The sequence below is a fragment of the Nocardia sp. 2TAF39 genome (assembly GCF_052114905.1).
Classification (GTDB): Bacteria; Actinomycetota; Actinomycetes; order Mycobacteriales; family Mycobacteriaceae; genus Nocardia.
Map to the genome: position 1 here is coordinate 1 of NZ_JBFRFQ010000084.1, position 14,436 is coordinate 14,436.

Consider the following 14,436-nt stretch of genomic DNA (forward strand, 5'->3'; position numbering starts at 1 on the left):
GGGGTGTGGGTAGGGGGATGACGATGCCGAAGGGGAGGGCGATGCCGGGTGGTGGGGTGGGTGTGGGTGGGGTGGATTCTGCGGGTTCGCCGGGGCCGGGTTCGGGTGGGTGTGTTTCGGCCGGTACGGCGGGGGCGTCTTGGCGGGGTCCCTCGGCCTGTGCGGCACCGGGCGCGGCGTCTGGCTGGCCGCCGGGTTGTGTGCCGGGCTGGCCGCCGGGCTGTGTGCCGGGCTGGCCGCCGGGCTGTGTGCCGAGCTGGCCGCCGGGCTGTGTGTCGGCTTGGCCGCCGGGTTGGCCGCCGGGCGGGGTGCAGGTGGCGGCCTGGGGGTCGSGGGGATCTTGGGCCCGGGGATCGGGTGCCCGGCGGTCGTAGGGTTCGCCGGTGCCCGCGCCGTAGCTGCGGCTCGGCGGGATCGGGGGCAGCAGTGGGACGGGAACGGGTACGTCGGGGTGGGGCATCGGTGCGGGCACCACCCGCGCCACGCAGGGATCCGCCGGTGCGGGCGGGGCCGGGCAGAAAATGCCACACGGGATGGGTGGCAGGCCCGGGATCGTGATCATCACCTCGGCCGGGGGCGGTATCTGCACACCGGGCCGCTCGGCGGGATCGGGGGTAGGGGCCGGGGTCGGGGRCCTTTCCGGCAGCGGCCCGAAAGTACCCGGCGCGACGAGCTCCGGTGACACCGCCRCCTGGGTGGGAGATCCTCCCGTGCGGTAGGCCGCCGACCAGCTCAACACATTTCCCGCATACGCCATCGAATTGTTGTACCGCAGCACCGCCCGCAACTCCTGGACCGGATCACGCAAATTCGATCCACCCGAACACAAATATTTCCCGGCACCCAACGCCGCGTCGAACACATTGTTCGGATCGGCCACCCCATCGGCGTTCCCGTCAGCGGCATACGTATTCCATGTACCCGGCAGAAACTGCATCGGACCGATCGCCCGCACAAACCCACCCTCCCCGGACCTGATCACCTCGTTGCCCGGCAGATGGCCATCCAACACCGGACCGAAGATCGGACGCACCGTCGTCCCCGCCGCGTCCGTACGCCCACCCCCCGCATGCCCGGACTCGATCCGCCCGATGCCCGCCAGCAAACTCCACGACAGCCCACATCCCGGCATCGAGGACTCCAACGCCAATTCCGCATTCCGATACGCCGCCAACACGATCTCCGGAATTCCCAAAGCGCTTCCCACCCCCGGCAACGAAATATCCCGCAACGGAACCACACCCGCATACGGAGCCACCCCGTCCCCCCGCGGGGCCGACGCCCGAAGCTTCCGTGGCGCCTCCCCGGTCACCGGCAACAACCCTGGCACCGCCCGAGACAACCCCTCCTCCAGCACATCCCGCCCACGCACCCCACCCGCCGACGCCAACAACGCCCCCGGTGGCCGCACCACCGACGACGGATCCGCCGCCGAACCACTCACCACCACACCAGCAACAACCAAGGCCGAGACGGTTATCGGAGCTGAAATACGCATTCGGCCACACCATCCTCGACGTCGGATGCAACCACCCCTCTTCCCAGGGTACCGGCATCGCCGGAGTGCGATGTCGGCTCGGCTCGGGAGGCGGTCGTGAATGGGCAACGCGCGCAAGACGTCCCGGCGCGCGGTACGCGCCGGCGAAGCCGGTGATCACCGCGCGAAGTATCGGCGGACCGCCGACGCCGGAACCACGATTCGTCTACCTCACGACCGCCGGGTGCGTTTCGGACGGCGGGTGGCTTCCTCGGCCACCCGGGTCCGCTGGTCGGCGGGCACGAGGACAAGAATGTCCTCGCGCGAGCCGATCATCAGCTTCTGCAGGATCGCGGCCATTTGGGCGTCCACGGTCTTGAAGGAGCTGCCGCGGCGCGCGGCGATCGCGGTGTTGGTCCAGCCCGCCGCCGCCAAGGTCGCCACCTCCTGCTCGGCGTTCGACAGATCCTGCCACCGAGATGGGCGCTGTCGCCGTACGGGATGGTCCATCGGCAGTCGGTCCAGCGACAATGTGCCCAAGGCCAATTGGGCCACTTCATCGAGTTCGGGACGCAGCAGCGAACCCTCGCGCTCGGCCGCCGCGAAGACCGTTGCGCCGAGGATCTCACGGGCGACCGCGGCAGCGGCGGCGGTCTCGGTGGCGAAGGGCCCCAGGTTCGCGATATCCACGCCCAATTTCTGCCGCAGTGTGGCGACTCCACCGATGAGACGTGCGATGTCCAGCGCCCGTTCGGTCACCTCGCCGGAACGCTCGTCGCCGGCGTCGGCAATCGAACGCGCCAGCGACCACGCGTGGACGTGGATCCCCCACACGCCGCCCCACTGATCGCGCATCGCCAGTTGGCTCGACAATGTCGTACGCCCCACGGCCAAGGCTTGTTTCGGGTCGCCGTGTTTGGTCTGCGCGATCACCCAGGCCAGTTCGGCCCACGACTCGTGCCACCGCGCGCCGGACCGCTGCGCGTCGTCGAGGTGCCGCTGGGTGATGTCGAGCGCCTGCGCCGCCGTGCCGAGGAAGGCGGCGGCGAGCGCCTCGAACAGCCCGCCCATCGCGGCGCCGCCGCGGTCGCCCCGCTCCGCGAATTTCACACGCGCACGGGCCAGGACAGCGATCGCGCGCGCATCGCACCGCACCAGCAGCAGCTCAGTGCCTCTGGCGAATTCCACTGGAGCGGGCAGATCCAAATCGCGTTCGGGGTGCTCGCGCCAGCCCGCGCGGGCAGCCGGATCCGGCACGCAGAGCGCGACGCAGTCGTCGAGTATGCGTTCGGCATCCTCGTGCGCGCCCTGGCACAAACTGATCCACCCGATCATGGACATCGCCGCGAGTTGTAGTTGCACCGGCTGCGGGTCGAGGCCGCGGGTGGCGGCGAGGGTGCGCTCGGCCAAGCGGCGGGGCTCGCGCAGCGATCCCCTGAAGAACGGGATGCGCAGCGCGATGAGCCCGGTCGCGATCTCCAGACCGGCGGCAGCCTCCCCCGGCGTGCTGAGGCTGCCGTCGATGGCGCACAGCAGGTTGTCCCAGGCCGCCCCGGCCCAGTCGAGCATGTCCTGTTCGGCCGGGCCGAGCCATTCGGCCTGTGCCGCGACGACCTTGTCGCGGTAGTAACCGCGGTGCCTGCGCGTCAAGCGAGCCCACTCGTCGCCGCGCTCGTGCAGTCGCTGCTGGGCGAACACACGAAAACTCTCCAGCAGCGAGTAGCGCGCCGTGTTCGCCGTCAGGTGGACCGACACGAGCGATTGGTCCGCCAGTCGCTCGAGCAGATCCTCGATCTCGGCGCGCGCGAGACCGTCACGATCATCGTCGGCGCAGACCGCCTCGATCGCCTCGAGCTCGGCGCCCACATCGAGACCGGACACGCCCGTGCCCTCGTGACCGACGTCGTATCCGGCCGCGAACACCGCCAACCGCTCGAAGAGCAGACGCTCCTTGTCCTGGCACAGGTCGTAGGACCAGGCGATCACATCGCGAATGCCCTGATGCCGTTCGTCGGCGCCGACGCGCGGACCATGCGACCAGCGCAGCCTCCGGTCGCTCGCCCCCCCGCTGAGGTCACGCAGGATCATCGTGAGCGGTTGGCGCAGCAGTCGCGCGGCGGCCAGCCGGATGTAGAGCGGATGGTTGTCCACATGCCTGCAGATCGCGACGGCATCCTCGACGTCGCGGTCGGCGATTGCGTGCCCGGTCAGATCCGCGCGTCGACGGAACAGGGTCAGCGCCTGTTCCTGGGACAGCGCGGGCACGGGCACGAGTTGCTCGTCGACCCAGCCGATCGCCTCGCGGCTGGTGGCCAGCACGGTGAGTCCGGGTACCGCGTCGAGCAGGTCGGCGATCACCCGGGCCGCCCCGTCCAGGACGTGTTCGCAGTTGTCCATCACGAGGATCGCCTGCTGGGCGCGGCCCACGGCGTCGGTGCGTCCGAGCGTATCGATTACCGCATCCCACGCTGACCGTCCGGAGAAGTCGGCGTCGACCAGCGACTGCGCGAGTTCCTCCTCGACGATCGACGCGTCGGCGCCCTTCTCCAGCCGCGCCAGCCGCACCCAGTGCACCGGCACCCGCCGCGCCTTCTGGAATCGGTGCACGACCTCCGTCGCCAGACGGGTCTTCCCGATCCCGCCCACGCCGATCAAGGTGACCAAGCGGGTGGAGCCGAGCAATAACATCCCGACGTTCTCCAGCTCGCGTTCACGGCCGACGAAATCACTGGTGGCCGCTGGCGGGAACCCCGAACCCGGCGCACGTCTTACCGACACACCAAGGAAGCGTAGTCGGGTCTCGGCGGCGGAAAGCCGAGAGTCGTAGGTACTCGGCGGCCGATCGCGGCCCGGCTACCGATGCGCACGATCTACCTATCCGACGATGCTGACAAGTCACCGCGGCGCAGAGCCGGCGCTGCGGACGGACTGAGCACAGGAAGACGGGATGTCTGCACCGGAGCGCCGGGACACCGCCGACGGACGACACCAGCGCAGGGATTGGTGCCGGATCCACGTGCGGTTCGAACACCCGCCGATCGAGCTGGACTATCGGGACGCGAGCGTCATTGCCCGGCACTTCGCCGCAGCCGCCGCCAGGATCGGGGCGGTCGTCACCATCGATCACGATCTCCGCAGCGACCTGCCGCCGTTGCCGTGCCGGAGTTTGTGGACCTGAGCGCCGCCGCCGACGGTCCCTACCGATGCGGCGTACCCATCCTATTCGCCGACGATCTCGCTATCGACCCGCAAGTCGATATCACCACCGAAAGGACGCGCAGTGGGACAGATACAGGTACTCGGAGCAGGTGAATGCGGGTTACCTCTCGCCCATCGGCTCCTGCGAAGCGGCAGGTCGGTCACCTTGGTGACCGACCGTGACGCCGACGCCGTCCTCGCGGGCACGGTGACCAGCACGCAGGTCAAGTTCTCGACCACCCTGGACCTCGAATCGGATGCGGGGCTCGGTTTCTGGCGGTCGACTGCGCCGAACATCGAAGGCATCCGCCTCAGCATGGTCGTCGACCGCACGGTGGTGGTCGGCTGGTCCGGGCGCCTCACTCGACCGGCACAGAGCGTGGACCAGCGGACCGTATTCGCGCGCTGGCTCACCGAGTTCCTGGCCAACGGCGGAGATTTGCGGATCGCCGAACCGTCGGTGGCGGAACTCGATCGCCGGTCCGCCGACCACGACCTGACCGTCGTCACCCGCGCCTCGCGCGAACTCGCCGCGTGTTTCGAGGCCGACCCGACGTGGGCCCTTCCCGCCGAACCCCTGCGACGCCTCGCGGTGCTGTATCTCGACGGCGTCCAACCGGATCCGGACAATCTGGGCACCTACATCTCCCTGCCCGAACACGGAGAAGTGATCTCGTACCCCGGACTGACCGGCCGACCCGGACAGGAACGCCGGTGCGAGATGGTCCTGTTCGAGTCGCGGCCCGGCGGTGCGCTGGACGTGTTCCACTCGCACAGCACGCCGACGGAACGCGTGCGGCAGGCCAAAGAGATGCTCAATCACCACCTGCCCGCCGAGCTCGCCGACCGGTATCGCAACGCCGAACCGACCGATGCCGGAGCGACCCTCGTCGGCGCCGTGACACCGGCCATGCGCAAGCCGGTGGGCATCCTGCCGTCCGGCACGCCCGTGCTCGGCGGCGGCGACGTGGTCTGCCGGATGGACCCGGGCGGCGCGCAGGGCGCCAACAACGCCGTCCAGTGCGCGATCCGCTACAGCGAGGCGATCCTGCACAATCCCGGCGGCCATTACGACCAGGCCTGGATGGAGTGGGCCGCCGGGCCGTGGCTCACCGGCGTCGCGCAGCCCGCGGCGCTGTGGACCACGACGGTGCTCGACCCCCCTCCCGCGATGCAGGAGCTGATGCTCGCCGCGCAGCATGACCCGACGCTGGCCGACGCGTTCGCCGACACCTTCGCGCGACCGGCGAAGATGGCCCAGTTCGCGGGTTCCCCGTCATGACCGGGTGAATGCCCCGGATATCACGAATCCTGGGGCGGAGTCGGGGGAAGACAACCGGTAGCGCGGCAAGGGCTCGATGGAAAGCCCCTGGCCGCCAGGCCAATTCGTCTACCTGACGGGGGGCCGTAGTTCGGCAGCTGGTCGATCGCGTCCTGGACGATCAGGTAGGCCGGGCTCCGTGCGGGCAGGCGTGTGGCCCCGCGCCGGATGCACTTCCGAGGCGGCATCAGCCAGGACACCCGCGCGGCCGAAGTTTACGGTATAACCCAAGCTTTCGATGCAGGCGAAAGTGTTCCGTCTCGGGTCCGGCCCGACCGGAGGCTCGGGAATACCGCGGGTTCGCTGCCGGAAATACACCAGGCGCCCAGAGGATGCCCGGTGCGGGGATGGTGGCGGTGGATAAGCGGGCTGGAATGATGATGGGGCGAGCGCGGGGCGGGCCGACGCTCGCATCGACGGGGACACAACGAATTCGGTGCAGGCGCGGCTGGTATATAACATCCATCGGCCCGGCCGACTCCACCGACAAGCGATAGCGAGACACGATGCACGGTTACCTGAACCAGGTGTCCCAAGGCGCAACCCCTTCCGGCTATCCGACCCGCGAGAGCAGCGACACCCGCCCGGTCGAACCCCCGAGCAATGCGGACCTGATCGTCAGTGCGTTGCTGTGGTTCCTGCCCGCGTCGCTAGCCATGATGTCGGCGGTCATCGCGCCGTGGTTTCTGCTGGCAGGCGGTGTGTGCGACTCCAAACCGGCGTGCCATGTCGACACGAGCGCGGGTGCGTGGGTGATGATCGGCGGCGGAATCGTGGGATTCGTCATCGGCGCGGTGATGTCGGGCATGGCAGCCAAGCAGGGACGAGCACTGTTTCCCGGCGCGGTACTGGGGGCCGCGCTGGTGCTGCTGGCTTGGTTCGCGGGCTCGTTCCTGCTGCGTTAGTGCACCCGCTGGCAACAGGGTGAACGCGGGTGTCACGGATCACGCAGTGTCACAAGCCGTTTCGGCCCGCAGGATCCGGGTGGATCGCCGAGAAGTCAGTGCGCGCGTCGTAGAGACCCTGGTAGTTGGCCAGGGTCGTGGCGCGGACCCGGTCGTCGGCCCAGTCGTCGAAGCGGTTCGGGGCAAGGCGAGCCGGTCGCCGGAACGGGTGTACGATTCGCCGGAATCACCCCACCGCGGGAGCTCGGGCACGGCCGGGCTGAGAGGGCGGACCCTGCGTCGCCGACCGCATGAACCTGTCCGGGTAATGCCGGCGTAGGGAGCTTTCCGCCATGTCGTCATCGACCCTGGACAAAGCCGGGCGCGAAGCACCGCTGACGCTCGAGGAACCCGCACCGAAAATCCTGTCGTTCTGGGACCAGAGCGCGTTCTGGGCCAACCTCGGTGTCAGCCTCTTCGCGTTCTCCGGTGCGTATACGGTGCTCGCGCCGAATACGCAGGGCACGGTGCAGATCTCGATCGCGGCGGGCATTCTCGCAACGATCATCGGAACCGTGGTGGGCGGTTTGATGCTCGGTGCGGCGGCCGTCCCCGGTGCGCGGACCGGCAAGCCCGCGATGATGCTGCTGCGTGGCCTGTTCGGCGCGAAGCTCAGCTACCTGCCGACGCTGCTGAATATCGCGCAACTGATCGGCTGGGGGACCTTCGAGTTGATCGTGATCGGCGACGCGGCCGAGGAACTGTTCCACGGCGGCCCGCACTGGCTCTATGTGGTGGTCGCGGGCATGCTCACGACCGTCCTGACGATCTGGCCGCTCGGGTCGGTACGGCTGCTGCGCCGGTTCGTGACGGTCGGCGTCGTCGTCGCACTGATCTGGTTCTACGTCCAGTTCTTCCGGGTCGGCCTGCCGGACGTGCGGAGCAATCCCGGTCCGCGCGGGGGCGGCCCGTTCGGGGTGGACTGGAATCTCTTCTGGATCGCGACCGACGCCGCCCTGGCCGTCTCGATCTCCTGGGTGCCGGTCGCCGCGGACTACACCCGCCACGCCCGCGGCAGCCGCTCGGCGTTCGGGGCAGCCAGCGGGGCGTACGCGGTCACCCAGATCGTCGCCTACGTCCTCGGGCTGTTCGCGCTGTCGCTCGCGGGCGGCGACAGCGGCTCCTACGCCCCGTTCCTCCAGGTGAGCCTCGGCGGGCTGTTCTTCTTCGTCTTCGTGGTGCGCGAGGCCGATCAGTCGTTCGCCAACGTCTACTCCACCGCCGTCTCGATCCAGAACCTGTCGCCGCGAATCGACCGCCGCATCCTCTCGATCGGTCTCGGCACCCTGATCACACTGCTCGCGCTGCGGTTGAATATGGCGAACTACTTCGGCTTCCTCGGGCTGATCGGGTCGGTGTTCGTGCCACTGCTCGGCGTGCTGGTGGCCGACTTCTTCCTGCGTGCGAAAGGCGAGTGGAACACCGGCCAGGACGCGCCCTCGCGCTGGGGAATGGTCTTCGCCTGGCTGCTGGGTCTTTCGGTTTACCAGCTGGTCAACCCCGGTGACGCGGGCGTGTGGACCGATTTCTGGGTACGGGTTCAGGATGCCTTGCATTTCACCGAGCAAGCGTGGATGAGCGCGTCAATGCTGTCATTCCTCGCGGCGGTGCTGGTGGCATGGCTGGTCGGACGGGTCGCAGCACTACGGAAGCCGACGTAGCCGTTTGCCACCATGGAGGGATGGGCCAGATCCGCGTCGGCACGTCGGGATGGGTGTATCCGCCCTGGCGCGGGGTGTTCTACCCCGCGGGGCTGGCGCAGAAGCGCGAACTGGCCTACCTGTCCGAGCAACTCGACAGCGTCGAGATCAACGGGTCCTTCTATTCCCTGCAACGTCCATCGAGCTATCAGATGTGGGCCGAGCAGACTCCGGACGACTTCGTATTCGCGGTGAAGGGCAGCAGATTCATCACCCACATGAAGCGACTGCGCGACGGCGACATGCTGCTGGCGAACTTTCTTGCGTCCGGGCCGCTCGCACTCGGGCCGAAGCTGGGCCCGATCCTCTGGCAGCTGCCACCGAACTTCCCCTTCGACGCGCAGGTGCTCGACGCGTTCCTCGCCCACCTCCCCCGCACCACCGCGCAAGCCGTCGAGGTCGCGCGGCGGCACGACCACCGGGTCGATCCCGCACATACGACGATCGACGCCGACCGCCCGATGCGATATGCGATGGAGATCCGGCACGACAGTTTCGTGACGCCGAGGTTCACCGAATTGCTCACGCGCCACGGTGTCGCATTGGTAGTCGCCGACGCGGCGGGCAAGTACCCACTGCTCGAGGAGGTCACCGCGGACTTCGTGTACATCCGGTTGCACGGGCACGACGAGCTCTACGTCAGCGGGTACACCGACGACGGCCTGGACATGTGGGCGGCGAAGATCCGCCGGTGGGCCGAATCCGGCGATGTGTACGCCTATTTCGACAACGACGCGAAGGTGATGGCGCCGCGCGACGCCATGGCTCTGCGGACCCGGTTGGCAAACTAGTCGTGCGGAAACTCGATACCGGGTTCCTGCCCGGTATCGAGCAGGAAATAGCCGAGGAACACCACATCCTCGTCGAGGGCGTCGAACCTGGCGATACGTTGGCCTTCTGGCTCGTAGAACACATCCCCTGGACCGAGCACTCGTTCGGACTCCCCCTCGATCCGATATGCCACGGATCCCGCGACAATGCTGCCGAACACCGGACAGTTGTGCACATGCAGTCCCGCGGCGGTTCCCGCGGGCATCTCGATGCGGCGCACCTCCACCCGGGCGGTGGGCTTCGTTCTCGCCAAGACGACATCCAGCACCGCTGTTCGCGACACCGCCGACAATCCTTGTCCACCAACCTCCGCCATGCCCGCAGCCTAGCCCGAGGTGCGGTCACGGAACAGGCACGGCGGCGTGCCGAGGATGGCCCAGAAGAGGGAGTTCACCGCGCAGCTCGATCGGACTCTGCTCCGCAGGTGACCCACGAGTCCCCTAAGCCGACTGTGGCAGCGGGTGTAGGGCGGCGAGGGCGCGCAAAGCGTCGGCGCGGGAGATGGGCTGGTCGTGCTCCAGGGCGGCCAGTTCCAGTTCGATCCAGTCGCGGATGAGCGCGGACATCGTCACGTTGCGCTGTTCGGCGGCCTTCTTGACCCGCTGGTGCAGGTCGAGCGGAATGCGCAGGGATGTCGTGACGGTGACCGTGTCCTCGACGCGCAGCGGCGGCGGCACGTCGGCCGGTGCCACGGGCGCGTCGGTGAATTCGAGGCCGGACAGGAAGTCCTGGACGTCGTTCGTGTTCGTCGGGTAGTCAGTCATCGGCGTGCTCCCAGCGCTCGAGTTCGGCCACCTGGGCGTCGGTCATCTCGACCGCCCCCAGGATGTCCCACTGCCAGCCTTCGGTGCGGCGGACAGCGACGATGAGTGGCCGACCGGCGTCGGTGCGGCCCCACATCGTCAGGACCGCCAGCTCGTTTCGGCCACGCGCCTGCCGAGGCCATCGGCGGGCACCCATGAGCACCTGCGCCACCTCGCGAGGGTCGATCCCCACCAGCGACAACAATGCCCACTCAGGCCAGTTATAACCCACGATCAGCAATAATACAAGTGTATTGCATGGTTGATCGCCCGCTGGCTAGCGCGCTTTCGCGCGGGAGCGGTTCCAACTCTGCCAGCTGTGGAGAGATCCGTCGTCGATTGTGGAGATTCCGTGTGCATTCGGGCGAGCGTCGTGCAGCCGGTCGGCACGCTCACGGCCGAGGTCACGGCCGTTTGTCGATGCGTTCGAGAACTGACCGAACCCATTGCCCCGCCACGACATCGGGCAGTATTCACGTCGCCGAGCCCCGTGTCGACCGTGCGAGAACCGGAGGGCCCGTCCAGCTCGGCCCGTTGACGACGGGTGGTTGCGCGGTGGGTCGAGGTCGCCGCCGGTCCGGTGTACCCTGCAAGCGTGGGCGCTGGCGGGCAACTACGACCGCCTGCTGTCGAGCCCGATCGGCCGACTGATGATGCTGACCCACCGACGCCCGGCCGACCGGGTGTACACGGAGGAATCCGCGGCACCGTCTACGGCGGCACCCACCTCGACCGGGACCGCGGGATCGTCGCCGAAGCGGTCACCCACCGTTTCGACGAACAGGCCCGGTGGACTGCTTCGGAACCACTCACCGAGGTCCAGCAGCAGGCTATCTCGCCGACCATCTCGCCGTGCCGGTACCCACTGGCAAAAGCCGTATCCGAGACGGCCTCGAACGGCTCCGGACCTGTCTGACAGGAAGTGACCGGAAATGATGGAGACCGAGCAGTTCCGTGCGGACCTGCTCGACCTGGCCTACCCCTACGCGATGGACGCGGTAGCCGAGATCGAACGCCGCAGTATCGAAAACCGTCTGGCTGAGGCGGATCCCCGCACCGTCGCGGCATTCGCGAACATCGTGCGCGAGGTCAGGGAGACGCTGGCGGCACTGACCGTGGTCGATGCAGTGAATCCGCCGCCGACGCTGGAGGCGAAGGTCCTCTGGTCCCTCAACGAGTTGCCCGGCCGTGTGCGATCCGACCGGGGTAGTGTCCGGTCGACGCTCCGGCGGGTGCCGCGGTCGGCCCGGCTCGCCTTGGCCGCCGCCGTGATCGCCGCGGCTGGGGCGGGAGGGGTGGTGATCGCCCAGCGGATCACTACCTCAGCACGCCGAGCGGATCACCGTCGAACAGGTACTCGGATAAACGCATTCGCGATCCCGGGTCACCGAACCGGCCCTCGGGCGCATGTTCCTGGTAAGCACTTCGGCGCGGTTCGGGGCCGTCGTGGTGACGTCCAACGCGGTACCCGGGTGGGCACGGCAAATCCGACTGGTCTGCGCCGGTGGGGTCCCGCGCGGAGCGCGAACCATCCGACGACCAGTGCCAGCACGAGTGCGGCCCGGGGTGGGCGACGACCATCTTGACGCGCGCATGACCGGGCGTGCAGGCGAGTCGTCGACGACCTCGGTGAGCGTTTGATGCTGTCGACGGGGCCTGTGCGATGCCGCCGGTCGGTGCGGGCGATATTTGCGGCACTTCGTTCGACAGTCGTCTTTGTCGGGGTAACCACAATTTCCTTCGGTACCGGGAGGCCGTCGATGATTCATGGGGCAGGCGGTATGTCATCTCGGCGGCACCGTTCGTCGCCCGGTCGATCAACTTCAACCACTCCTTTTACCACGGGAACGCGAAACATTCGAGACATCGAATAGCCCGTCCAGAGCAATCAGACGGCCGAGGAATGGCATGAAAAATCTGCGGCGCGTAACGGGCACCGATAGCAGCGGAAAACGATGCCGCCACCCGAAGGAGCCGACGCCGATATTCGCAGACTACACCTGAAGAGTGACCGAGCGATAGCCCGATACGGACAAATAAGACACAAGATCAAGTAAGGTACACTTAGCCTGCGCTTATGTCCGAATAGAACGATCAGGTCACCAGGACTTGAACCCAAAATAAACCTTTTGAATAGCCGATGCGCGACCCCCGACCTCGACCGAGCAACTCTCACCAGGCATTTTAAGCGACTCAGGCGCACCTCGCGACCCAACTGCGGGTCATCGTATTACGCCGTCCCGCGCAGGAAGGGCAGGTACCGTGCTCGCTATTTACACCTTCCTCACTATTGATGACCGCGTCAGAAATCCCGACGGTCGACAACTGATCGCGGACAGAAGCGCGCAATCCACATCGGAGTAGAAATAAGGCATGAGATGTCGAGCCGGCGTCGGATAATTCCGTAGCCAAAACGGTGTCGAACAGTCGGTTTCCTGAATGCCCCGACAATCCCCGTCGAGATGCCGACGATCGCATTCGTGAATTCTGACATTCCCCGGCGTGGATCGCGGGCGTGGGGTGTACACAAACGAACCAGTCGGCTTACACTGGATTGCGGTCGGGTCTGAGGCAAAGGCAAGTGATGACCGTTCCGCGACCGCAGCTCGATCCCGATCGGGGGTTGGACGCCGCACCGGACGTGTCAGCAGCGCAGCCAGTGCCGCTGTCTGCCGGGCAGCGGGGGCTGTGGCTGGCGCAGCAGTTGAGTCCGGACGTACCGATATGTGAGGCGCAGTTCATCGAGCTGCGCGGGGATGTGGATTTCGATCTGCTGCGTGCGACCACGATTCAAGCAGGTCAAGAGTTCCAGTCCGGGTATCTGCGGCTGGTACAGGTCGACGGTGAACCACATCAGCTGTTCGACCCGTCACTGGATTCGACGGGGCCGGTGATCGATATGCGTGGGGAACCGGATCCCATGGCGGCGGCCTTGCAGTGGATGCGCCGTGAGTACACCACACCGTTGGATATGACCAGGGACCGGTTGATCGCATCGGCGCTTCTGTGGGTCGGAGATCGGCATTTCCTGTGGTACAGCAGGGTCCATCACGTCGCGTTGGATGGCTACGCCGCGATGACGATGGTGAATCGGATAGCCGCGCTGTACACGGCTGCGGTGCAGGGCCGGACCGCAGAGCCGAGCCGGGCAGCGGACCTGCGCACTCTGTACGAGGTCGACCGCAGCTACCGGGAGTCGAAGCGGTTCATCGACGACCAGGCATATTGGGTGAACAGACTCGCCGACACCCCGGATGAATCCAGCCTGGTCGCCGGGTACGTTCCCCCGCGTGCGGACAGTGTGGTCGCGATCGCCGAACTGTCGACGGTGACGGTAGGGCGAATCGCAGATTCCGCGAAAGCGTTGGACGCGAGCCCGGCCGCGGTGGTGATCGCCGCATTCGGATGCTATCTGGCGCGGATGACGGGCCGGGACGAGGTCCTTGTCAATATTCCGATGTCTGGTCGCACCACGGCTGTACTGCGACGGTCCGGAGGAGTATTCGTCAACCTCGCGCCGCTCCCGATCGTGCTCGGTACCAGGGACACGGTCGCGACGCTGACGCGGGGGGTGCAAGCCGATCTGGTGGGCGCGTTGCGGCACCAGCGGTGCGACCTCACCGACATTCGCGCCGCCGCCGGATGCAACGGTCAGAGGCGTTTCGCAGGCCCGATGGTGAATGCCATGTTCTTCCCCCAGGAGATCCGGCTCGGGTCGATGACCGGGGAATTCCATGTCCTCAGCTCCGGGCCGGTCGAGGATTTGCTGGTCGATCTGTATCAGACCGGAGACCCGCCACGGACGATCCTCCACTTCTTGGCGAATCCCAATCGCTACACCGGCCCCGAACTGTCTGCGCACCACACCAGATTTGCGGAGTTCCTCGACGCGTTTGCCGCCGCCGCACCGGGCACCGAACTCGGGCAGGTCCACCCCGACAGCGTCCACGACGGCGCCCGGATCCGGCGCCGCCGCGAGAACCTGGAGTTCTGGCAGGCCACGCTCGCGGACCTTCCCGAGGAGCTTTCTTTGCCGATCGACAGGCCGCGGCCGGTGGTGGCGTCGAACCGGGGTGCCACGGCCGATTACACGCTGGATGCGGAGTTGATCCGGGCGCTGGAGAGGTTCGCGCGGCAGCATAATTCGTCATTGTTCATGGTG

The 14,436-nt window shown here is 67.2% G+C and carries 12 protein-coding genes and 1 riboswitch; of the genes, 7 read left to right on the forward strand and 5 right to left on the reverse strand.

Going from position 1 to position 14,436, the window contains the following annotated elements:
• Nucleotides 1-1,498 (reverse strand): lytic transglycosylase domain-containing protein (locus tag AB4Z47_RS29820; protein WP_441955902.1); only part of this gene is annotated, 1,498 nt, incomplete at its 3' end.
• Nucleotides 1,499-1,708: 210 nt separating this feature from the next.
• Nucleotides 1,709-4,255 carry a helix-turn-helix transcriptional regulator gene (locus AB4Z47_RS29825; protein ID WP_441955904.1) on the reverse strand — a complete coding sequence of 849 codons (2,547 nt, stop codon included), beginning with the start codon at nucleotides 4,253-4,255 and terminating at the stop codon, nucleotides 1,709-1,711.
• A gap of 169 nt (nucleotides 4,256-4,424) precedes the next feature.
• On the opposite strand from AB4Z47_RS29825, the gene AB4Z47_RS29830 reads away from it, so the two are divergent.
• The 5 genes from AB4Z47_RS29830 to AB4Z47_RS29850 all read left to right on the forward strand — a co-directional run bounded on the left by AB4Z47_RS29830 (nucleotide 4,425) and on the right by AB4Z47_RS29850 (nucleotide 9,431).
• Nucleotides 4,425-4,655: a hypothetical protein gene (locus AB4Z47_RS29830; RefSeq protein WP_441955906.1), complete on the forward strand. Its 231-nt coding sequence runs from the start codon at nucleotides 4,425-4,427 to the stop codon at nucleotides 4,653-4,655.
• A gap of 189 nt (nucleotides 4,656-4,844) precedes the next feature.
• Nucleotides 4,845-5,957, forward strand: coding sequence for a styrene monooxygenase/indole monooxygenase family protein (locus AB4Z47_RS29835; protein WP_441955908.1), 1,113 nt, complete (start codon nucleotides 4,845-4,847; stop codon nucleotides 5,955-5,957).
• Between the two features lie 545 nt (nucleotides 5,958-6,502).
• Nucleotides 6,503-6,901 carry a hypothetical protein gene (locus AB4Z47_RS29840; RefSeq protein WP_441955910.1) on the forward strand — a complete coding sequence of 133 codons (399 nt, stop codon included), beginning with the start codon at nucleotides 6,503-6,505 and terminating at the stop codon, nucleotides 6,899-6,901.
• Nucleotides 6,902-7,127: 226 nt separating this feature from the next.
• Nucleotides 7,128-7,240: riboswitch (TPP riboswitch) on the forward strand.
• Nucleotides 7,234-8,601 (forward strand): purine-cytosine permease family protein, encoded by a 1,368-nt coding sequence (locus AB4Z47_RS29845; RefSeq protein WP_441955912.1) that lies wholly within the window; start codon nucleotides 7,234-7,236, stop codon nucleotides 8,599-8,601. It overlaps the preceding riboswitch by 7 nt.
• A gap of 20 nt (nucleotides 8,602-8,621) precedes the next feature.
• Entirely contained in the window at nucleotides 8,622-9,431 is an 810-nt protein-coding gene (locus AB4Z47_RS29850; RefSeq protein WP_441955914.1) for a DUF72 domain-containing protein, read from the forward strand.
• Here the strand turns inward: AB4Z47_RS29850 and AB4Z47_RS29855 are convergent.
• From AB4Z47_RS29855 to AB4Z47_RS29865, 3 genes are all read right to left on the reverse strand, one after another.
• Nucleotides 9,428-9,787, reverse strand: coding sequence for a cupin domain-containing protein (locus tag AB4Z47_RS29855; protein ID WP_441955916.1), 360 nt, complete (start codon nucleotides 9,785-9,787; stop codon nucleotides 9,428-9,430). The genes AB4Z47_RS29850 and AB4Z47_RS29855 overlap by 4 nt on opposite strands.
• 124 nt (nucleotides 9,788-9,911) lie before the next feature.
• Nucleotides 9,912-10,235: a CopG family transcriptional regulator gene (locus AB4Z47_RS29860; protein WP_441955918.1), complete on the reverse strand. Its 324-nt coding sequence runs from the start codon at nucleotides 10,233-10,235 to the stop codon at nucleotides 9,912-9,914.
• Nucleotides 10,228-10,506, reverse strand: a complete 279-nt coding sequence (locus AB4Z47_RS29865; RefSeq protein ID WP_441955920.1) for a hypothetical protein — start codon at nucleotides 10,504-10,506, stop codon at nucleotides 10,228-10,230. The genes AB4Z47_RS29860 and AB4Z47_RS29865 overlap by 8 nt, the downstream gene beginning before the upstream one ends.
• Before the next feature lie 700 nt (nucleotides 10,507-11,206).
• Here AB4Z47_RS29865 and AB4Z47_RS29870 point away from each other — a divergent pair.
• Nucleotides 11,207-11,860 carry an RskA family anti-sigma factor gene (locus AB4Z47_RS29870; RefSeq protein ID WP_441955922.1) on the forward strand — a complete coding sequence of 218 codons (654 nt, stop codon included), beginning with the start codon at nucleotides 11,207-11,209 and terminating at the stop codon, nucleotides 11,858-11,860.
• Between the two features lie 998 nt (nucleotides 11,861-12,858).
• A partial coding sequence (locus tag AB4Z47_RS29875; protein ID WP_441955924.1) for a condensation domain-containing protein occupies nucleotides 12,859-14,436 on the forward strand: 1,578 nt, incomplete at its 3' end.